Source organism: Maridesulfovibrio spiralis (SeqCode) (genome assembly GCF_048571135.1).
GTDB classification, from domain to species: Bacteria; Desulfobacterota; Desulfovibrionia; order Desulfovibrionales; family Desulfovibrionaceae; genus Maridesulfovibrio; species Maridesulfovibrio spiralis.
Map to the genome: position 1 here is coordinate 4,176,799 of NZ_CP182344.1, position 21,303 is coordinate 4,198,101.

A 21,303-nucleotide genomic window follows, 5' to 3' on the forward strand; every position below is an offset into this window, starting at 1 on the left:
TCCTTATTTCCTCAACTGCTCCAGCATATCCGAATCAAGAACATTAAATTCAACAACTCCCTGCCAGTTCTCGGAAACATGTAAAACCCACTCTTTAATTTTATCTGCCCCACTATGGACCGTGAGTTCTATCGGGATTGATGGACGAATATACTCTTCATTAATCACAACACAATGGAGATCTATCAGGTCTGCAACTGAGACAAGCATGGGGGAACTAAGGTCATACAAATCATAAGAATGGTGGTAACCAATGCCATGTACAAGATCACCCGGCATCCCCCATAGCCCCATCAAAAAGGCTCCAATTTCAGCATGGGTAGTCCCGAATTCTTCCTGTTCGCAATCATATATAGTTCTTTTTACATCAGAAACATTGTCCAGAACCCTCTTATACCTTTCAGGAAAACTATTTGCTAAAACCAATTTTCCTACATCATGTAAAAGTCCTGTCATACGCGCCTGAACTACTTGGTCCCTGGACATTCCTTCATACTCTGCAATAAGTCGAGCAATATTGGAAACCCTGAAACTGTGTTCCCAAAGCATGCTTAGAGAAAAATTAGGAAGCAAGTTCTCATCATACATGGAGAAAAGATGTGTTCCGAGAACAAGAGCCTTAATCGTGTCCAGACCAAGCATAGTAATAGCCTGAAAAATAGAATCAATCTGTGAGGGTAAACCGAAGTATGGTGAATTTATCAGCTTAAGTGTTTTAGCCACCAGACCGACATCCATGGAAATCAGATCAGCAACTTTGTTGATAGATGGTTCCGGAGCTCTCAGTTCTTCCTCAATTTCCTTGAAAACATTAGGAATAACAGGAAGCGCATCAATCTCAGTCACAAGTTCCTGCATCATAGGATCATTTAAAATCTTACGTGATTTCAAGGCACTTTCAATCTTTTCAATAAGATCCTCTGCATCACAGGGCTTTGAGATATACTGATGCACAGCGCGTATACTGCGCACAACTTCATTAAGCCCCACTTGGCCGGACAAAGCAATACGTATAGTACTGGGATATGCATCTTTTACCTTCTGCAAAAGCTCGGCCCCATCCATTTTCGGCATACGAATATCAGAAACTATGACATCAAAAGAATGTTTCTCAAATAAGACAAGTGCATCTTCACCTGATTCTGCGAAGGCCATCTCCCACTCTTTATGCTTGGAGCGCAACATACGCCGAATAGCCGCCAACACATTTGGCTCGTCATCTACAAAAAGAACTCTGACTTTATTGCTCATAAGAAACCTCAGTAACTTTTAATGGGAGCTTGATCCTGCAAGTCGTGCCTTCACCATAGTTACTGGTAAAAGCAATGCTGCCTTTATGTTTTTTATTAACTATAGAATAACAGAGTGTTAAACCCTGCCCTGTACCCTTACCCACATCTTTTGTTGTGAAAAATGGATTAAAAACCTTATCCAAATTTTCATCCGCGATACCTTCTCCGGTATCTTCAACCTCAATGACAGCATAACCATTTTCCACAAAACTTCGGATAGTTATCAACCCAAGTTCATTGCCAGATGCATATTTGTTTGAATTTGTATGGGCTGAATTAACTATAACATTTAGAAAGACTTGGCTTATATCATTAGCATAACAGGGAACGGTGGGTAAATTATGATCAAGATCAAATACAACTTCGGAATTATATTTCCATTCATTTCTACAGACAGTGACTGTATTGAGTAATATGGCATTGATATCGACACTTTGGAATGATTCTACTGCAGGGTGAGCAAAAACCTTCATAGCCTTAACAATGCTTATAATCCTATTCACGCCATCTTCCGACTGCTCCAAAGCTGTCGGAATTTCTTCCATGAAATATTCCATGTCACTGTTAAAAATATCATTTTTAAACAATTCACAACCTTTTTTGACTCTACACTTATTCTTTACATTCATGATCGCATTCAATACTACATCAAAACTTTCATTGAGGAATTTTATATTATCACCAAGATATTGCGCCGGGGTATTGATTTCATGGGCTATACCAGCAGACAAATTACCAAGAGCCTCCATCTTCTGAGCCAAGGAAAGCCTTCTTTCCAAATCTTTCTGTTCAGATATATCGAAGACTATTTCAACAAACTTTGTTTTACCTTCATAAGATGCAGAAATAACAGTTTTAGAAATAGGTATTGTATGTCCGGATAATTTTCTAGCCCTAAGCTGCATACCAAAAAACGACTTTTCCCTTGCAGGGCAATGCGTAAACAAATGACCATCAGCTTTTTTCCAGCGAAAAACATCACAAGTCTTACCTAAAACATCCTCTTCACTGACATCAAATATATCCAACGCAACTGAATTTATGAATTCAACAACCCGAGTTTCAGGATCAATAATCATGATTCCGGCCTTGATTCCTGTAAGAATCTTATCCTGAATATCCTTTGACTCCTGCAACTGTTCTTTTGCTTTAACACTCTCAGTCACATCAAGAATATGGCCCATGACATATTCTAAGGACCCATCCTCCTTACGAGTACAAGTAGCATAGACCGCAACATGAAGAATGGCTCCATCTTTTCTTAAATACCTCTTTTCCAATGAATAATTATCGATTAATCCATTCCTTAAGGAATCCATTAATCTTCTGTTTTCCTCAATATCTTCATAATGAGTAATATCCTGCCAGCTTACTTCAGATAATTCTTCGTAAGAATATCCTAAAATTTCACACAGACGGTTGTTATAATACTGCCAGCTGCCATCCGCATTAAGAACGGCCATCCCCACAAGACCCAAATCAAAATATTTCTTAAACCGCTGCTCGCTCAGTCTTAATTTTTCTTCATTCTTTTTGCGCTCTGCAATATCCCAAGCAAAATCCGCGAGAAGTTCTATAAGAGAAACATCCTCATCAGAATACTCAATAATCTTATTACCAACACCTAAGACCGCGACAACACGCTCATTTCGTATTACCGGAGTCGTCATTTCCCTGATCAGCACAGGATGCCCGTCAGGAAAGCGCATTTTCTTCTGCACCTTTAGATCATTGTGGACAACTGTCTTTCTGCTATGTATGGAATCCGCCCATATTCCGGCTGCACATAAAGGGTAATTCTTTTCAATAACTTCGATTTTGCAAAACTCGGATGTAGTTCTGGTCGACCACCTCTGCAAATCAACTAACTCTTCATCATCTTCAAACAAATGGAAAAAACTGATCTTGCTTTCTGTTAATTTTTCTATGGTATTTGCAGTTTCAACCAACAAATCTCCCAGCGAATTACCGGCAGCATAATTCATTAGATGCAACCTTGCTCCCAGAACCTGCTCTGACCTCTTTTGTGCTGTAATATCCTCGACAAAAACAACTATATACTCTGGGATTTCATGTTCGTCTCTTTCAACTGAAAAAGAGACCTCAAGCCAGATAATGCGTTGATCCTTAGTTATATGCCGCTTGATCAATTTCTTAGCAGTGGTTTCATTTAGTACACTCTCTTTATGTGCTCTGCACTCTTCGCGGTCATCCGGATGTGTAATATCGAGAAAACTCATATTAACTAATTCTTTTGCAGAAAAAGACATCATGGCTGAAAAGGCTTTATTCACACGTAAGATATTCCCCGAGAGATCCATATGCACTATACCGACAGGAGCATTATCAAATTCAGAATGCAACCTTTCCTGCAAAATATGGATGTCGCTAACATCTACAATAGTAGCAACAGCTCCTAAATATGACCCATCTGGACTATTAACAGGATAAGTCGATATCCTACAGTAAACTTGAAAACCTTTTTTATGCATAAAAACGAAATCATGAACTTCCTTAATACCTACTTTTCTCTTTTCTATATACTTCTTACATTGTTCAACAACATCATCATTCATAAAATCGAATAAATGTCTGCCCAACATTTCTTCAGTAGTATATCCGAGAATATCCGCCATGGCTCCATTTACGAACACAGTATTAGCATCTTTATTAATAATCCATACACCCTCAATAAGACTATCAATAGCTATTTTGTGAATCTCCTCTGAAGAAGAACACAAGTCACTGCTGAGCAATGCCTGCTTTGACTGAAGCTCGTGAACTCTCTGCTGTAGCCTTTGAACTTCAGCTTTCAGCTCATCTCTAGATTTTTCAATTTCTTTTCGCATGATTAGCTAACCTTTAACAAATTTCTTCCTTGATCTCTAATTTACGATCCATGCAGGCTTCTTCAATCAAAAGTGCTCCAATGAAATTTTCTCCCTTTTAATAAACGCAGCAATTTCACGGTCGGACTCAAGAATATGATTCAAAAGCCATGGCTTCAAAAAATCAAGTAATGTCATCACTTCAACACTTTCGCCTTTATATATAGAACGCTGAAATTCTTTAACTTTTTTCTTCAAGTCTATATGCTCGGCAACATGCTTGTTTAAATTATCATAGCCAATACTATCCATAAACACTTCTTCTGAATTGAAATGAAATACTGTATATTCACGAAGTTTTTTAAGCACATTCTTGATGGTTTTTTCAGGGCGATCCAATGAGACGGCACTGATCAAACCATTTACAAGTCGGATCAACTCCTTATGCTGATTATCAATCTGAGGCACACCTAGGTTAAGTTTATCAGACCACTCCAATCTCTTCATCCCACCTCCGTGTGTAGGCAATGAGTACTGAATCTTGTGTAAGGTTTAGCTTTGCGAATCGCGTCTATGATGTTATCTAAAAATTAGCATCAATTTTTATTTTCTGGAATAAAAAGTTCATAATTTGAAACAAATAAGAAAGTTCTATATGTGGAAAAACAAACTGAATTTCATTATTCTCGCCAGTATCATGGCTACTCTTACTCTTCTGGTTTCCGGCATACAATCTTATATGCTTTACCAAACCTTCCTGACTGAACAAAGAAACAGATTAAATGACCTCGTAGTCAGCCAAGCCAGCCTTGCCAAAGAATTTATAAATTACCATTCCCCTGACGCAAAAAGGGACAAAGACACCCTTAACCTTGAATACGCCTTGAACCATCTGGCAAACGCCCAACAGAAATTCACAGTTAACAGCAATAGCGGTGAATTCACCATGGCTGTAAAAAACAACAACTTGATTAACTTTTTAGTTGTAAACGGGCAAAGGGTAAAAAATGAAAGCCCATTGAACAAAATAACGTTCGGAGACCCTAGAGCACTTCCAATGCAAAAAGCTCTGGAAGGTGATTCAGGAACAATTATCGGTCTGGACTATGAGGGACAAAAAGTCCTTGCTGCATATACTTGTGTTTCAGGAGCCGGCTTAAAACTGGGCATGGTTGCTAAAATAGACCTCGTAGACATACAAAAACCATTTATCATCGTCAGCATTGAAATTTTTGCGATTGGAATCCTGCTGTTTGCAATAAGCATCACAGTACTTCACTTTTTCAGTGATCCATTTTTTAAAAAAATGGAAAAAAGCAAACATGAATACCGTGAATTGGTTGAAAATGCCAATTCACTGATTATACGAGTTAACGAAAAAGGCTTAATAAGCTTTGCCAATAGTTTTGCAACAACTATTCTTGCACAGGAGAACTCTGGACTCATCGGAGAGCCGCTTCTGGCTATTCTCTCAGGAGATTTAAAGCCTGACACAGGAGAAACTCCATCCATCCACTCTGCAATCCGCTTTTTTGGCCCAGATGGTGGGCCATATGAACGCCCCTGCATTAAGGAAGGAAACATTGTTTGGCTTGCTTGGAGAATTAGAACCACCCATAATCCAGACGGAACCCCCAAGAGCTTACTCTGCATAGGTAACGATATCACAGCTAAGTATAACGCCCTTGAAAAACTCAAAGAGAGCGAATCAAGATATCGAAACATATTTGAAAATGCCCCGCTAGCTATGGTGTATTTTAAAAACAACGGTGAAATTTCAGACTGTAATGACACTTTTTTAGACTTGATGGGTGCACCCAGAAACAAAATAATCGGCTTCAATACAGCCGAAAAAAGCTACCCTGACATGCAAAATGCTCTAAAAAAATCCATTCATGGTCGGTTTTCCTCGTTCGAGGGGGTATACACCTCCATTACAGGCCAAAAAACAACCTACTTAAGGGCGGTATTCAACCCTGTTAAAAGCCATGAGCCACCATATGAAGTTATCGCCACGCTTGAAGACATCTCCGCCCGCAAAACTGTGGAACATGAGCTGGCAGAAAGCGAAAGGCGATTCAAAGGCATAGCCAAAGCTTCTCCGGTAGGAATCATGATTACAGATACGCATGGCGAGATTCAATATGTCAACAAACGCATGGTCAAGATCTGCGAATCAACACGCGAAGAACTTATGTCTGAAAGCTGGACAAAAAAGATCCATCCTGAAGACCAGACTGAACTCGAAAACAACTGGTACAAGACTGTTCCGGCTCTCTCAAACAAGGCTGAATTCAGAATCATAAGAAAGAACGGTCAACCCCGATGGGTATTGGGCCAGCTCGTTGAACTGGAAGACAACCACACGATGACGGGATACGTCATAACCATAACAGATATCACCAATGTTAAAGAGGCGCAGCAGGAACACCGCAGGCTCAGTACAGCAATTCATCAGGCAGCAGAAGCAATTATCATAACGGACACATCTGGAATCATCGAGTATGTCAATCCGGCTTTTGAAAGAATCACGGGATACAGTGCAGCGGAAGCAATCGGCATGAATCCCAGCATTCTGAAAAGTGGCGAACACGACGATTATTTTTATACTGAGATGTGGGTAAAAATCACTCAAGGCAAAACCTGGACCGGCAGATTCATCAACCATACCAAGAGCGGGAAAAGATACACTCAGGAAGCAACAATCACACCGGTTAAAAATGAAAATGGTCAAATTGTCAGCTTTGTCGGCGTAGCCAAAGATATAAGCCAGCAATTAATGGTGGAAGCCCAACTCAGACAAGCCCAGAAACTTGAATCCATAGGCGAGCTTGCAGCAGGGATAGCCCATGAAATCAACACGCCAACACAGTACGTAACAACCAACATCAAATTTCTTGACGAGAGCTTTGGCGAACTAATTGAAAACTTGAATAAAATCAAAAACATAAGATCCAATTTAAATAACAGCTCTATTGAAGAACTCGCTGCTGACCTGAATCAAATGATAGACGATGACAACATCTCGTACTTAGCTGAAGACATTCCCAACGCCATCAATGAATCAGAGGAAGGTTTAAGGCGTATATCTGAAATAGTAAAATCAGTCAGGCAATTGGCCCATCCAGGAGAAACCCGAAAAGGGTATTACAGCCTGAATGAAATAATCAATGATGCTGTAACTGTATCTGCCAACGAATGGAAATATATCGCTGACATCGAGCTTGACTTAGAGCCGGACTTACCGGAAATACCCTGCTTAAAAGGGGAAATGGGGCAGGTTGTCCTCAATTTGATAGTCAACAGTGCTCATGCAATTGAAGAAAAAAAACAACAAGACAAAGGGACTATAGCTATTTCCACTTTTCTGGAAGAAGATTCCGTTGTATTGAAAATTAAAGATAACGGCTGTGGGATGTCGCAATCAGTCATAGAGAGGGCATTCGATCCTTTCTTCACCACCAAACAAGTAGGCAAAGGAACAGGACAAGGACTCGCAATAACGCATAATGTAATTGTTACTGCCCATAGTGGAAGTATTCAGATTGATTCAAAAGAAGGCGAAGGAACAACTTTGACTATCAAGCTACCAACGTAGGTCGGCACAGCCATAAGTTATGACTAATTTTTATTGTGAGCCGGGAAATGGATGAAAAAGGTAGTGCCTACATCTTTTTCAGAAGAATACCGAATTTCACCACCATTCTTGGTGGTTAATGTGTGGACTATATAAAGCCCTTGCCCTGTCCCTTCTCCAATATCCTTGGTCGTAAAAAACGGATCATAAATTCGATGCTGGATATCTTCAGTAATCCCACACCCATTGTCTTTGATAGCAACCTCAACAAACCTTCCAATATTTTGGGTACGCACTGATATTTCACCCAAATGATTCTCACCAAACTTTGCCCGAACAGCATGAATGGCATTCATCAAAATGTTCAAAATAATTTGATTCAATTCACTATAAATTGCGTCAACCAATAGCAGATTGGGGTCGTAGTCTTTTGTTATTTCAGCAACATGCTTCCACTCATTTCTGGTAATTTCAATGACGTTAGCAATTATTTCATTCAGTTTAACAACGCTCTTATCTGCGTGTTCAGGATGAGCAAACTTATTAAATGCTTTAACAATTCTTGAAACCCGCCTAATTCCGTCTTTCGACTCTTTAATGACAGAAGGAAGCTCTTGCTTCAGATATTGCAAATCATCACTTGCAAGAGATAAATCTTTACCTTTCCCCGACAGGAGAGATGAAAGACTCTCTTCGATAAAATCGAGATTATGGCCAACAAAATGGATCGGGGTATTAATTTCATGCGCGATACCTGAAGCCAGCTGACCAACACTCTCCATCTTGCGCGCTTGAGCCAACTGGAATTCAATGTCCTTTCGGTTGGTTATATCCTGAACAATAAATATACCGCCTTCAAATTTGCCACTCACATCTTTCATCCTGGCAAAATGAATCATAAAATAACTAGCTTTACCTCCGATAAAAACATTTTTTTCAAAACTTCTTTTAGGCAAATCACCAGTTAAAAATTCATTACTCTCTATAGAAAGCCAGGGCAATATAGAGGTAATCTTTTTACCAATGGGCAAATGTTCTTTTACATAATCATCACCGTAATAACCAGCACCAGAGCTTGTCTCTATTCCAAGTAGTACAGCCGCGGCGTAATTGAGATTGCCAACGTTTCCATGGGCATCAACAAGAAAGACAGGGACACTTATACTTTCAAAGAGGGTCAGGTACTTATTCTTTTCGTTAGTCATCTCCCTGTTCGAATGCTGAAGCTCTAAAATTACATTATCCGAATTCAAACCGGACCACTCTGAACAGAAAGCTATCTCAATCAAGTCAAAGACTCTTTCCACGAACTTTTTATAAAATTCCCTTTGCGTATCCGCTACATCCATCTCCATGACCACTTCTTCAAAAACATACCTGTAGTATTTATACAATCCTAGAAACATCTGCAGACTGATGCCACGTTTACGGTGAAGACGAGCCTCCTTAATCCCAAAATCTGCAATTAAACTGTTTTCGAACCGATCTTCCGGTGAAAACTCAGGCAACTTATTCTCAGCAATATCCAAACCCTGAATAATGGCATCCGACAGGCCAACGATGGACACCCGCCATGCTTCAAGAAGTGTAGAGGTATATTCTGCATAACCTTGAATTTTGGCATAATGAAGAATCCTTTCCATCAATTCTGACTCATTCTCTTTGAGATAAATCGCCAATTCATGCATAATTCACCAACACTTTTCCTTAAAACTATAAATATTTCTTCAGCGGTAAATCTTTAGTAATTATATGTTTTTTCACCCATGAAGCCACAAAACGATCGATAACATCACTGTCAATTTGTTCGCCGGCATAGAGTTTTTCAACCAACGTCTCGACAGCATTGAGTATTTTTTTATGCTCAGCTACATGGCTAGCCATATCCGGATAATTTACCTCAAGCATCAATTGCTCTTCCAGCCTGAAATGCTCCTGACAATAGTTCAACAATTCTCGGACAATCACGAGATACTTTGAGCTGGAGCGTTTTTCTGCAACGGCGCAGCGATTAAGAATTTCGAACAATTTTTTATGCTGTTCGTCTATTTCAGCATTTCCGACAGAATATTTTTTATCCCAGACTATCTTATCCATTAATTATCCTTGGGATTCTTTTTGGTATCTGCATAATATCCTATCTTGGCTTTAGGAGCCAGATAGTTCATTTGATCCTTGGTTAATTCTTTCGGCGAAAGCACCCGCTCCACTCTCGAATCAAGATCTGTCCCCAACCTCAATATCATCGCCTCATGCTTAGGGACATTAAGGTCACAGATAACAACCTCCGGAAGCAACGGATTTTCGCCGATACTGACCACCATAGCAATTTCGCCTGAATCAAGTTCACACAGAGAACCGGGCGGATAAACTCCCAGCATCCTGATAAATACAGATAAAATCTGATCATCCAGCTTCTTACCATAAGACTTAAACATAAGTGCCAGAGCCTGATGAGGGGTCAAAGACTTGGTATGATCTCTCTTGTTAATAAGATTGTCATAAATATCTGTTGTAGAGACAATTTTTGGCAGAAGGCCTAAATTCTCATAAGGAATCTGTGCAGGGTATCCCTTGCCATCTTCATATATATGGTGATGGTATACGACCCTCATTACTCCACGAGTAACCGACTTCATCCCTGAGAGAAGCCCGACCCCGAACAAAGGGTGCATTTTATATAAATTGTATTCAGGAGCTGTTAGAGGGCCTTTTTTGTAGGTTATTCGCTTAGGTATTTTGGACTTGCCTATATCGTGGACCAACGCACCGAATGCAAGATCTTTCATTTCTTCATCTTCAAGCTCAAGCTCTTTTCCCAGCATGCAGGAAAGAATCGAAACATTTAACGAATGATAATACAATTCTTCATCGTCTGAAGCAGAAAGATTAATTAAGTTCAGCGTAGTTTCTACATCGCTTAAAAAGAAATCGGCAAAACTATGAGCCATTTTCTCAGCTTCATCACAAAAAGAAACCTGACCGTTCAATACGCCCTGCATTATACGGTTTGCTTCTTTTGCCGATTCAAAAAAATTTTTTTCCGTTTGAACATAAGCCTCTTTTCTTTTCCTGAGAGCAGAAGCTTTTTTCTCTTTTATGGCAGCATGGTCAGTAGCAGGTTTAACGGGCTTTACCTTAGAGTCGACTTCCATAGGATGAGCATCGCTCTTGTCAGGATCGTAGTATACGAATTCACACCCGACATTTACTAAATCATTAATCTGACTCTGCTTTTTAATTTTAAAATTTGACCGAAAAAAAGGATGACTAAACCAGGGCAGATCCTTCAAATGAATATGCATCCCGGCCTGCAGTCTTTTGACAGAAATTTTCTTAAGCATCATCATCCTCACAAAGAAGAACACTTTCCCGGATCAGGACCGGTTCAGTAACATCGAGGATGTCATGCGCATGTCGGTGTATAAAATCAATATTCTTTTCAGTTAAAGACTGCCCCTGCTTGATCAGTAAAACCTTCTTACCTTTTATGACCCCATATAAATCCTGAGCCATAATCATATCTCTTTGCAAGCCTAATGGAAAAACTTCACGATTATAGTATGAAGCCTCATCGCCTAAAGAATCTTTAAAAACACTCAAAATATCCCTATCATACCAGTCCTTACGACTATTCAGAATGAAGATACACTCGCCAAGGCTCTTACCTTTCTCTTCAAGATAATGAGCATCGAAAAGCACTCTAAGCAAACGGGAAGCATATGGTATTTCCGTTTCTTTTACATCATCGCTAGGCAAACCTTTTCCGTTATACCTTTTATTTATGTATTTCATCTCCCTTAATGGCTTCGTATCAATTTCAACCATCACAAATCCGGCCATTTCCTCCATCTTGTCAATTTGCTTGATTAGGGAAGGTGTAGCTTCTTTTTTTGTATGGTTGCCCGACAATAAATCCATTGTAAGAGTGTCATCCATTGTGGTCATAATGCTTAAGTAGTAAGCAAGTAGATCGTGCACATAGTCCAAATCATAATCTATATGCGAATTCATCCTCTGAAGATAATTACTAATTCTTGAATAGCTCCTTTGAAAAAGGATGCTTTTTGAACCATAAAGTTCAACAATAAGGTGCAAAAGCTTTTGATCAATATTCCTCTTTTTTCTTTGAGGAGAGCTTTGAACAGCGGCGAGAATAGATTTCCTGCTGCACGGCTTGACAATTATCTGATCAACATTGTTATCATCTTTAATCTCTTCCCGGTCTGCAGAATCCAGATATGATGAAATTAAAACAATATTAGCTGAAATAAACTTTGAACGAATTTTTGAAATATTATCTTTAACGTCAGAATAAGTCTTACATTCAAATACAACAACATCAGGCCGAACATCGCTTATAGTCAACACGATTGAAGAGTAATCATTTTCCGCAACCAATACATGATACTTCTCATGCAGTAGCTTTACTAATAAACTGGAAAGAGTGTTGCTGTTTGAAATGATTAAAACCTGCTTCAAGGAGTCCTCCTAAATATCTGAAAAAAACTTACTTTCTTAATAGCAGAATTTAATCATAACTTTCAACAATTAATACAATTTTTATATTTTAAGGAAAATTCGCCAATGATATGCAAACAGCGTCCAGACGCTTAGAGATGAAAGCTTCAAGCCCATTTTGCATTCGATACGGCAAAACAGAACCGCACCCAAATGACCTAAAGACCAATTCCATTATTATAGGGAAAAGCTATGCGAACCTTTGTTCCATCACCGTACTCAGAACTGATATCAATATATCCATCATACTTTTTTACAATACTATAAACAAGCGACAACCCCTGCCCTGTGCCCCTACCCTGTTCTTTCGTTGTAAAAAAAGGATCATATACTTTTGAGATATGCTCTTCCGATATTCCACACCCATCATCGGAAACTTCAAGATAAATATTTTGTTCATCAAATGTGGTCTTTATATTCAAATTACCGACTTTACCAGTACCTGTATATTTATCCTCAAGAGCATGCGCAGAGTTAACAATTAAATTAAGAACAAGTTGCTCAATCTCGACGGGATCACAATACAGCATTGGCATTTCATCCTGAAGGTCGAGAGAGACTTCAGCAAAGTACTTCCAGACATTCTTACTCACAAGAACAGCTTCATTTATGACGCTTACGACATCTACAAGTACCAAACTTCCCGGCTGCAAATGAGATATCCTTTTAAGAGTGCCAACAATCCTGCTGATTTTATCAATACCCGAAATTGATTCCTTTGCCGCATCCTTCATTTCAGAACAAACTTCCTTCCCACCATCATCAGTCATGGCAAGAACGTCATATATAAATCTTAAATTAGCTTTAATGTATTGTATTGGCGTGTTTATTTCATGCGCAACCCCTGCAGCCAGCTGCCCGATAGACTCAAGCTTTCTGGACATCAACAGTTGCTCCTCCAGCTCTTTTCGCGGCGAAATATTAACGTGTGTTCCAGTCATACGGACAGGATTACCCTGCGCATCAAACTCTACGGCTCTCCCCCGGCTAAGTATCCAGAGCCACTTGTCATTTTTTGTTTTCATGCGAAACTCAACAGAAAACGGAGTTCCTTCTCGTAAATGATCTTTAATAGCAGCCGCAACCCTATCCTTATCATCTGGATGGCAAAGAGCCTTCCAGTTTTCAAAAGTCCCAGGAAATTCGAGATAATCATACCCCAGCATAGTGTACCATCTGGGGTTTAAATAGATTTTATCACTCTCGATATTCCAATCCCACAGACCGTCGTTTGTTCCACCAAAAGCATAGCTGAAACGGGTCTCACTCTCCCTTAAAGCATTTTCAATCTTTTTCCTTTCCGAAATATCAATGATAAGACCTTCAAGTCTTACAACTTCGCCATCCTCCACAACACCACACCCAGATTCCCAAACATCACGCAAGCTTCCATCCGAGCTCACAATTCTATACTCTAACTCATAAGCCGAACCTACGGCCAATTCATGCATCACAATTTCCCGAACCCTCTTTCTATCGCCTTCAAATATAATCTCATTGTAAGAAAGCTGCTCATTATTAATTATCTGCTCTGGCTTATATCCGGAAATATCTTCAATTCGGTCACTTATGAAATCCATTGTCCAGTCCTTATCATTTTGGCAAATAAACGCAGCACCCGGAAGGTTGGCTATAAAACTTTTCAGTTGCCGTTCAGACTCACGCCACAACAATTCATTTCTGCGAGCCTTACCTTGAGCCAACTTAAGCCTTTTATTTATCCTGAAGAGATAGGTTATCCAGCCGCCAAAGATAATCGCAAAAACCAGCAAAACCGCGTACATCCGAAACAATTTTTCAGAACTTGAAGTATCTATATAAGACGAACCGAACCACCTATTATGGATTTCTGCTTTTTTTCCCGCAGAAAGAGCACTTAAGCCTTTATTAAAAATATCTCTTGCAATGGATTTATCCTTTTTAAAAGATGCGACTAAAACCATTTTTTCAGGCAAATTGAAAGCAAATTCGATCGTTGTAATACCAAGACCAGCAGCCCTGATCATATATCCGGCATTACCCAACACAACATCAACCTGACCAAATGCAAGTTTTCGTAACATCTCATCAACCGATTCTGCTTCAACCAGTTTTGCACCTTGCACTTTTTCGGCCATTTTCTTGTCAAATAAAAGACCCTTCTGATACGCTATGCGCTTTCCTTGTAAATTTATAATATTCTTATACTTCGAAGAATTACCACGAAGGATCATTGCCATCCTGTCAATTGAAAGATAGGGAGAAGAAAACACAAAATCCGTACTTCTTTCCTGAAGAGCAACACTGCACATCATACCATCAAGTTCACCATCCCTGACTTGCTGAAGAACCTTCGCCCACTCTCCGGCAACAACTTCGAAGTTTGCCCCGGTCAACTTGTTTACTTCATGTACAAGATCAACAGCATACCCACTCAGTTTACCATCTTCATCTATGACAACTGGCTCCCAATGACTATCCAGACCCAAACTTATAACTGGGTTACGGCTTAGAAATTTACGTTCTTCATTTGAAAGAACTGATTCACCTGCATTAACAATTGATATAAAGCCAAACATAAAAACAAAAAGCATCAGCAGATAACAAATAAACTTATTTCTCATACACACCCACTAGCTTACAATTTGCTATTTCACGTATGAAGTTATTCAACCGGTATCTTTAATATGAATTTTGCCCCTTCGCCAGGGACTGACTCCACACTTATAATACCTCTGTGCTTTTCAACAATAGAATAAGCAATTGCCAATCCTTGGCCTGTCCCTTCACCAACATCCTTTGTGGTATAAAATGGATCAAAAATGCTGTGGATAATATTTGAAGGAATACCAACACCATCATCTTCGACAACTAGCTCTATATAATCAGAGCCTTTATTTCTTGATGAAATGACTATACGCCCTTGCTCTTGCGACTTGTCATATTTCAACTTAATTGAATCTACCGCATTTACTACTAAGTTAAGTACAACCTGACTTATTTCACTAGGATCACACGTGGGTAGTGCTAAATTTGTATCAAGATCACACTTTATATCGGATACGTATTTCCATTCATTTTTTGTTATAGTCACAACACTTTCTACGATACTGTTCAAGTCGACTTTTTGATATCCGGTTCCACCGGGATGTGACAATTGTTTCATTGCACGCACAATCTTAGAAATATGATCAACACCCACTATAGAATCCTGAACAGCGCCCATCAGATCCTGCAACAGTTCATAATCCTCAGTATTTTTCAATTCCGGCAAAGAACTATTCATAAACTTCAAATTACCATTAATATAATGTAGTGGAGTATTTATCTCATGAGCAATACCTGCTGCAATCTGCCCGACAGACTCCATCTTTCGAGACAAAGCCAACTGTTGCTCAATATTTTTTTTCTTAGTTACATCCTTTAAAGAACCCATTACTTGTAAAATTGTATCATCTTCTGCTCTTTCGGTAACTTTCGCAACAACATGTTCCCATATCCAGATACCGTCATTACGTTCATATCTATATTCAATATCAACTTTGTCCGACTTACCACTTTGCAATTCCTGAATTTCACGCACTATACGAACCATATCATCAGGATGAATCCGTTCACCAGCCTGTTTTATTGAACCATCCCACTCTGATTTTGAAATCCCTCTAATAGAGTACCAATGATCACTTACAGTAACTTTATTTCCATCTTTCTTATACTCCCAAAGAGCAAGACCGGAACTCTGCGCTGCGAGATTTAAAAGAGCTTCAGACTTCTTAATCTCGATTTCAGCCTGCACAACATCTGTGATATCAGGAAATACGACGACAGCGGCAACCAGGTCACCGTTATTATAAACTGGGGCAGCATGAGCCCAGACAATACGGTCTTCAATATCAGGCCTGCGTAAAATATACCGCTCGTTGACAGTTTCACCATTTTTGAGTGCACGGGCAAGGGGTACATGAGCAGAAGCATAAGGCTCTCCATCAAAATGGAGCATGATCCACCGGGATACGTAATCTTCAACCTTAACGCCACTTACGAGTTCATCTTCATTTCTCTTCGCTATCCCAAGCCCTGCTTTGTTCACATAGCGCAACTGACCATCCGGGGCATCGGCAATAACGATTCCTGCAGGACTACAATCGAGTGCAGCCTGCAAAATAGCTGAGGTCTCCCTGAAAGCAAGTTCCGCTGTTTTACGTTTAGTAATATCAATCACGGTTCCATGTATTTTGACCAGATTCCCATCATCATATTCCCCCTTGAACGAGGATTGATAGTACCCATGACTTCCGTCCGGCCGCAAAAATTTTTGTTCAAACTCACCCTTGGCTTCGTCGTTGGAAGCAATTTCTATTAATTCTTCATCTCGTGAATTTTCATCAGGCCAAGGCGACAAAGCCATTATAGAATCTATAGAAGGAGCAAATACATTAGGTGAAAGATGAAAAATATCATAGACTTCATCACTCCAATCCACGTGTCCTGTCTCAATATCCCAAGTCCAGTAGCCCAGACCAGCAAGCTGATGGGCATCCCTTAAGCGAGATTCACTTTTCTTTAGTTCATTTTGAATAAGTCTACGCTCATCTATCTCGTGCAATAGTTTAACATTGGCCTGAACAAGGTTTTTTGTTCGCTCTTTGACTTTATCTTCTAGAATATCCTGACTCTTCTCCACGCTTTCAGCCATGGAGTTAAAAACTTTCACTAACACCCTGAAATCAACAGGCAGATCATTTCCGATTCGTTCAGACAGATTGCCCGCGCCAATCCTTCGGGCAGCACTGGAAATCGTTCTAATAGGATTGGCTATGGATCTGGAAATAAGCCAAAAAAAGACGACACTTATGGCAATGATGAAAACCATACTAAAAGCGATCCACCAGCGAAGAGCCAAAACTTTAGAAAACAACTGTTCGTGGTCCAGATACAACATTAGCGTCCATGAAAGATATGGCGACCTATCATGCTTAAACTCTTTACTGACTATCAGCTTTTCCCCAACACCCGCAGTTTCGACAACGACCTGACCACCCGACTTCAATCTCCTAAATAATTCCTGATCTCTAAACTTTTCATTCGGTTTATGTAATGCTGTGGAATATATAACTTTACCATCGTAGGTTAGGATATCTACCTGACGGACATTAAGGTCTCGAAGCGATATATTCTCCCCGTGGATCAAAGCAGAAAGCGGGGAGACCCCCTGCATAAAACCAATAATTCGCCTCTGATTGTCTTTCAAAACGATAAGAGTGCTGATTGCCGTCCTCCCATTTTTCAGCCGTACAATCTCCACTGCAGTTTTACCTTCTGAACTGACCGGCAACGAAGGATACGTTACAAGCTCACCTGATACAGCAGACGCAATATTATTACCGGAAACATCATAGATAATAACATTCTCATATATTTTGTACCCGTACTCTCTCTCAAAGAAAGATATAAATCTTTTTTTGAGCATGGATTCGATCTGGGCACGCCCCTCCCTATTTAATATATACTTACTTAAATCAACAGTAACATTAAAAAGGTTCATATCCTCTTCTATAAATTTAATATTATTCTGCAAATGCTTATTAATTCTCGAGGCAACAAGTGAAGCATCTATCAAGATTCTTTCATTAAGGGCATTGTAACTTTTTTGGTATACAATCGCTGATATACCAAGAAACAGAACAGTAAAAACTGTAATAAATATGAGGATACGGGTATTAAGTTTCATTTATCGCTCTTGATAAACTAAAGAACCGCCCTGAATTTGAGCAGGGTATAAAGGGAATGAAAACTCATTCGATCCGGACTCATTAACAACATCACCAAATAGTCCGGGATAAACAAATCCGGAAAACAGTTCGCGAGTCAGTGCAGGCGGAGACTCATCTGAACGGCCAATCAGCTGCGCAAGCAAGTTTACAAGGTCGTAGCCTATTGCTGAATAATGAGTCAGAGCTTCATTGGTTTCTTTCATAAAATAATTATTTGTATCAGCAATAAACGGAAATTCCGAATTATAAATAAGCGGTGCGGCAACATATACACCATCAAGCTCAGGCCTCTTAGCATACGTAGGACTGGCAACTATCTGCGGTGCGATAATCGGAAGTCCGGGAAACACTTTCTTAAACATTTTCACCAACCCTGATACATCCTCAGGGAAGCAGGAGAAATATATCAAATCGAGATCTTGCATACCCCTAAGCTTAACCTCAAGCTCACTACCAATCTTATTGTAGACGATTTTTTGCGTTGCAATCCCTTCTGAATTTGCAAGTGCAGCCAATTGATCAGAAACAGAATTACCATATATATTATCTATATTGACCAAAGCTATTTTTTTGGCACTTAATTTATGCATTATTGGCAATGCAGACTCAACTTCCTTCGAGGCCCACGGACCATATCTAAAACTATGAGTCGCATTTTTGAAAATATTTTCAGCAGTAGAAAGAGCTGCAACATGAGTAAAGCCATGTTTTGTAGCAACAGGTATTATGGCTTTTGAAATATGACTATAAATCGATATAACTACAACAGGATCATACTCCATTACTTCTAAAGCCTGCTTACTGGCCAACACACTATCCCGCTCACAATCACGTACAATCAAACTTAATTTCCTACCCCTAACGCCACCTTCTTCATTAATTTTGTTTACAGCAACCTCCATCCCAGTAAGAACCTGATGTTCATTTATAAATTCTTCATCACTTTGGTCACTAAGAACAAATATCGCACCAATTCTATAATCATCTTTAGAGTCAGGACAACCTGATATTAGAAAAGATGCTATACAAATGATTAATAAACAAAGCTTCTTTTGCATAATTAACCCCATTTGCATTTATTTTCACTTAATCAAGAACAGTACGCACAAAAAATTTACCTAACGATAGCACAGTTATTAATTCTATTCTAGTTCAACAAAACATTTAACAAACCTTTAGCTCAACATTTCCACCGCCCCACTCAGCACAACCACTATCTTCTTTAAATCAAGTACTTACAAACGAGAAAGGATACCCATTCTCCACATATCACCAATACCGTTACCACCTATTGCGATTTCCGATAAAACAAAATATGGTCCTGCTTCGTATTGCCGGATCAAACTAATTATCGGGTTGGAATCTGATGCACAGCATTATGCATTTTCTGCCTTTCAGCACATGAGAAACCACATGGACCTACAAAAATCAGCTCATATTCTTTCATGCATTCTGGACCTCAGCCGCGACATTGTCGCCGTAACTATGCTTGGTTCCGAAAATAATTTTAACAAAACAACCGCTGCCAAACTCAAAGGAAGGCTCTCATTCTGTGCAATGGCACGGATTGCATCTCTTGGACACGAACGCAAAGCCACAGCTCAAGATATCTGCTGCCCCGGAGCCTTAGAGGCTCTAGGCTTATCAAAGCCATCCCCGGAAGCTATCTCCGGTCAACGGCTGCAGGGTTTCGGGCTTTACGCGAATCAAAATCTCGCAGCCAACGTACAAAGTTCCATGGCCCGTATTGAAACTTCGGGATACGGAATCCTCACGTCTCCCCTATCCGCATCAAAAAACTCGCCTGACTCACTCCTGCTACTGGTAAACGGATATCAGGCTATGCGGCTGGTACAGGGCTGGGCTTACCATAACGGCCCGCTGGAAAACATGTACCTTGTAGGCAACCGGGGAATTTGTTCTGAAGGGGTTGCGCGGCCCATCGTAAAGGGGAAACCGAACCTGACTCCATTATGCGCGAATACCCGCTACACTGCTAAATGGTCTGATGCCGAACTTGGATTCGGCATGCCATTTGATTGTGTGGAGTCATTATTAGACGGTTTAATCAAAACCATCCCCGCGGTGGAACCGGAGTACAGGAGAACAGCTATTGCCCAAAGATGTGAAGCGGCTGGAATCAATTTGAACATCCCTGCCGGGAACTGCTACTTTCTGCGCGCCTGATTATTTTCCATCCATTGAATTTTCTAACCATTAGACATTAAATTAATTATATTTTTCGATTTGTAACAGCCGTGCTTTTTCCCCTATCAATGATAAGTTTAAAACTTTAATTCTGAGGGAGAGATTATGCGTAAACTAGTGCTGTTTTTTCTTGCTGCGGCTCTTATTCTGCCGACCGCCCCTGCCATGGCGGCCAAATACAAAATCAAGTTCGGTCATGACCAGAGGGAACAAAGCCCTCACCATGATGCTGCAAAATACCTTAAAAAGCTCATCGAAGAAGGTTCCGGCGGAGAAATTGAAGTCACTCTGTACCCCAACCAATTACTTGGTTCCGGTACACAGATGGTGGAGATGGTACAAGCCGGTGCAGTTGAAATGATTGCCGTGCCGACCGCCAAGATTCAGGCTGTCGCCCCCACATTCCAGATTCTTGACCTGCCCTTTCTCTTCCCCACCAAACAGGGTCTCTATGACAGGCTCTACACCGACTTTGGCCAAGCCCTGTACGAACCTCTCGAGGCCAAGGGGATTCACGGACTTTCATACTGGGGCATGGGCTTTAAACAACTCACCGGTAATTTTCCCATCCACAAACCTGCGGATTTCAAAGGCAAGAAAATCCGCGTAATGCCTTCCCCTGTTATCCGCGAACAGTTCAAGGCTCTGGGCGCAAGTCCGGTTCCCATTGACTTCCACGAACTCTACAATGCACTGCAGCAGGAAGTAGTAGACGGTCAGGAAAACCCCCTCGTAGGGATCTGCACCATGAAGCTCTATGAAGTGCAGAAATATATGGCTATGTCCAACCACGCTTTTCTCGCGTATGGACTTGTGATCAACAAACCCTTCTTCGAAAGCCTGCCCGCAAAATACCAGAAGCTTCTGCAGGAATCTGCTGCCAAGTCTGCAACTTATCAGCTGGACCTGATTGAAAAGCGTGACGCCGGTTACCTTGATACCATCAAAAAAGCCGGTGTGCAGGTAAATGAACTTACCCCGCAGCAGACCGCTGATTTCCAGAAAGCCCTTGAACCTGTTTACGCATGGTTCCGCAAAAACGTCAGCGGCGGCTCCAAATATCTGGATATGATCGGTAAATAATTAAAAATAAGGCCCGGAGACCCAGCGCTCCGGGCCGTTAT

The 21,303-nt window shown here is 40.3% G+C and carries 13 protein-coding genes; 3 read left to right on the forward strand and 10 right to left on the reverse strand.

Annotated features, from left to right (window positions below):
* Positions 1 to 3: 3 nt before the first annotated feature.
* The 3 genes from ACNI29_RS18800 to ACNI29_RS18810 form a co-directional block, all read right to left on the reverse strand.
* Positions 4 to 1,251: an HDOD domain-containing protein gene (locus ACNI29_RS18800; RefSeq protein WP_419779895.1), complete on the reverse strand. Its 1,248-nt coding sequence runs from the start codon at positions 1,249 to 1,251 to the stop codon at positions 4 to 6.
* The gene (locus ACNI29_RS18805; RefSeq protein ID WP_419779896.1) at positions 1,241 to 4,141 is read right to left on the reverse strand and encodes a PAS domain S-box protein; all 2,901 of its coding nucleotides are present in this window, start codon (positions 4,139 to 4,141) and stop codon (positions 1,241 to 1,243) included. The genes ACNI29_RS18800 and ACNI29_RS18805 overlap by 11 nt, the downstream gene beginning before the upstream one ends.
* A 66-nt stretch (positions 4,142 to 4,207) precedes the next feature.
* Positions 4,208 to 4,627: a bacteriohemerythrin gene (locus ACNI29_RS18810; protein WP_419779897.1), complete on the reverse strand. Its 420-nt coding sequence runs from the start codon at positions 4,625 to 4,627 to the stop codon at positions 4,208 to 4,210.
* A 190-nt stretch (positions 4,628 to 4,817) separates the two neighbouring features.
* On the opposite strand from ACNI29_RS18810, the gene ACNI29_RS18815 reads away from it, so the two are divergent.
* Complete coding sequence (locus ACNI29_RS18815; RefSeq protein WP_419779898.1) at positions 4,818 to 7,718, forward strand: PAS domain S-box protein; 2,901 nt, start codon at positions 4,818 to 4,820, stop codon at positions 7,716 to 7,718.
* A gap of 23 nt (positions 7,719 to 7,741) precedes the next feature.
* On the opposite strand, the gene ACNI29_RS18820 is transcribed toward ACNI29_RS18815, so the two are convergent.
* From ACNI29_RS18820 to ACNI29_RS18850, 7 genes are all read right to left on the reverse strand, one after another.
* On the reverse strand, positions 7,742 to 9,385 hold the full coding sequence (locus ACNI29_RS18820) for an ATP-binding protein (RefSeq protein ID WP_419779899.1): 1,644 nt from the start codon (positions 9,383 to 9,385) through the stop codon (positions 7,742 to 7,744).
* 25 nt (positions 9,386 to 9,410) lie between these two features.
* On the reverse strand, positions 9,411 to 9,794 hold the full coding sequence (locus tag ACNI29_RS18825; protein ID WP_419779900.1) for a bacteriohemerythrin: 384 nt from the start codon (positions 9,792 to 9,794) through the stop codon (positions 9,411 to 9,413).
* On the reverse strand, positions 9,794 to 11,041 hold the full coding sequence (locus ACNI29_RS18830) for a cyclic di-GMP phosphodiesterase (protein WP_419779901.1): 1,248 nt from the start codon (positions 11,039 to 11,041) through the stop codon (positions 9,794 to 9,796). Before ACNI29_RS18830 ends, ACNI29_RS18825 begins: the two co-directional genes overlap by 1 nt.
* Entirely contained in the window at positions 11,034 to 12,179 is a 1,146-nt protein-coding gene (locus ACNI29_RS18835; RefSeq protein ID WP_419779902.1) for a DNA-binding transcriptional response regulator, read from the reverse strand. The genes ACNI29_RS18830 and ACNI29_RS18835 overlap by 8 nt, the downstream gene beginning before the upstream one ends.
* A gap of 197 nt (positions 12,180 to 12,376) precedes the next feature.
* A complete protein-coding gene (locus ACNI29_RS18840) occupies positions 12,377 to 14,821 on the reverse strand; it encodes a PAS domain-containing protein (RefSeq protein ID WP_419779903.1) in 2,445 nt (814 codons plus the stop codon).
* 41 nt (positions 14,822 to 14,862) lie between these two features.
* Complete coding sequence (locus tag ACNI29_RS18845; RefSeq protein ID WP_419779904.1) at positions 14,863 to 17,928, reverse strand: ATP-binding protein; 3,066 nt, start codon at positions 17,926 to 17,928, stop codon at positions 14,863 to 14,865.
* Positions 17,929 to 19,029, reverse strand: a complete 1,101-nt coding sequence (locus ACNI29_RS18850) for an ABC transporter substrate-binding protein (RefSeq protein ID WP_419779905.1) — start codon at positions 19,027 to 19,029, stop codon at positions 17,929 to 17,931.
* A 355-nt stretch (positions 19,030 to 19,384) separates the two neighbouring features.
* On the opposite strand from ACNI29_RS18850, the gene ACNI29_RS18855 reads away from it, so the two are divergent.
* Together ACNI29_RS18855 and ACNI29_RS18860 are read left to right on the forward strand one after the other, a co-directional pair.
* Positions 19,385 to 20,158 carry a DUF169 domain-containing protein gene (locus ACNI29_RS18855; RefSeq protein WP_419779906.1) on the forward strand — a complete coding sequence of 258 codons (774 nt, stop codon included), beginning with the start codon at positions 19,385 to 19,387 and terminating at the stop codon, positions 20,156 to 20,158.
* Positions 20,159 to 20,284: 126 nt separating this feature from the next.
* A complete protein-coding gene (locus ACNI29_RS18860; protein WP_419779907.1) occupies positions 20,285 to 21,262 on the forward strand; it encodes a TRAP transporter substrate-binding protein in 978 nt (325 codons plus the stop codon).
* Positions 21,263 to 21,303 lie beyond the last annotated feature (41 nt).

Coding starts and splice junctions, on each gene's coding strand:
- ACNI29_RS18800 (WP_419779895.1), bottom strand. CDS start 1,251: ATGAGCAATAAAGTCAGAGTTCTTTTTGTAGATGACGAGCCAAATGTG.
- ACNI29_RS18805 (WP_419779896.1), bottom strand. CDS start 4,141: ATGCGAAAAGAAATTGAAAAATCTAGAGATGAGCTGAAAGCTGAAGTT.
- ACNI29_RS18810 (WP_419779897.1), bottom strand. CDS start 4,627: ATGAAGAGATTGGAGTGGTCTGATAAACTTAACCTAGGTGTGCCTCAG.
- ACNI29_RS18815 (WP_419779898.1), top strand. CDS start 4,818: ATGGCTACTCTTACTCTTCTGGTTTCCGGCATACAATCTTATATGCTT.
- ACNI29_RS18820 (WP_419779899.1), bottom strand. CDS start 9,385: ATGCATGAATTGGCGATTTATCTCAAAGAGAATGAGTCAGAATTGATG.
- ACNI29_RS18825 (WP_419779900.1), bottom strand. CDS start 9,794: ATGGATAAGATAGTCTGGGATAAAAAATATTCTGTCGGAAATGCTGAA.
- ACNI29_RS18830 (WP_419779901.1), bottom strand. CDS start 11,041: ATGCTTAAGAAAATTTCTGTCAAAAGACTGCAGGCCGGGATGCATATT.
- ACNI29_RS18840 (WP_419779903.1), bottom strand. CDS start 14,821: ATGAGAAATAAGTTTATTTGTTATCTGCTGATGCTTTTTGTTTTTATG.
- ACNI29_RS18845 (WP_419779904.1), bottom strand. CDS start 17,928: ATGAAACTTAATACCCGTATCCTCATATTTATTACAGTTTTTACTGTT.
- ACNI29_RS18850 (WP_419779905.1), bottom strand. CDS start 19,029: ATGCAAAAGAAGCTTTGTTTATTAATCATTTGTATAGCATCTTTTCTA.
- ACNI29_RS18855 (WP_419779906.1), top strand. CDS start 19,385: ATGGACCTACAAAAATCAGCTCATATTCTTTCATGCATTCTGGACCTC.
- ACNI29_RS18860 (WP_419779907.1), top strand. CDS start 20,285: ATGCGTAAACTAGTGCTGTTTTTTCTTGCTGCGGCTCTTATTCTGCCG.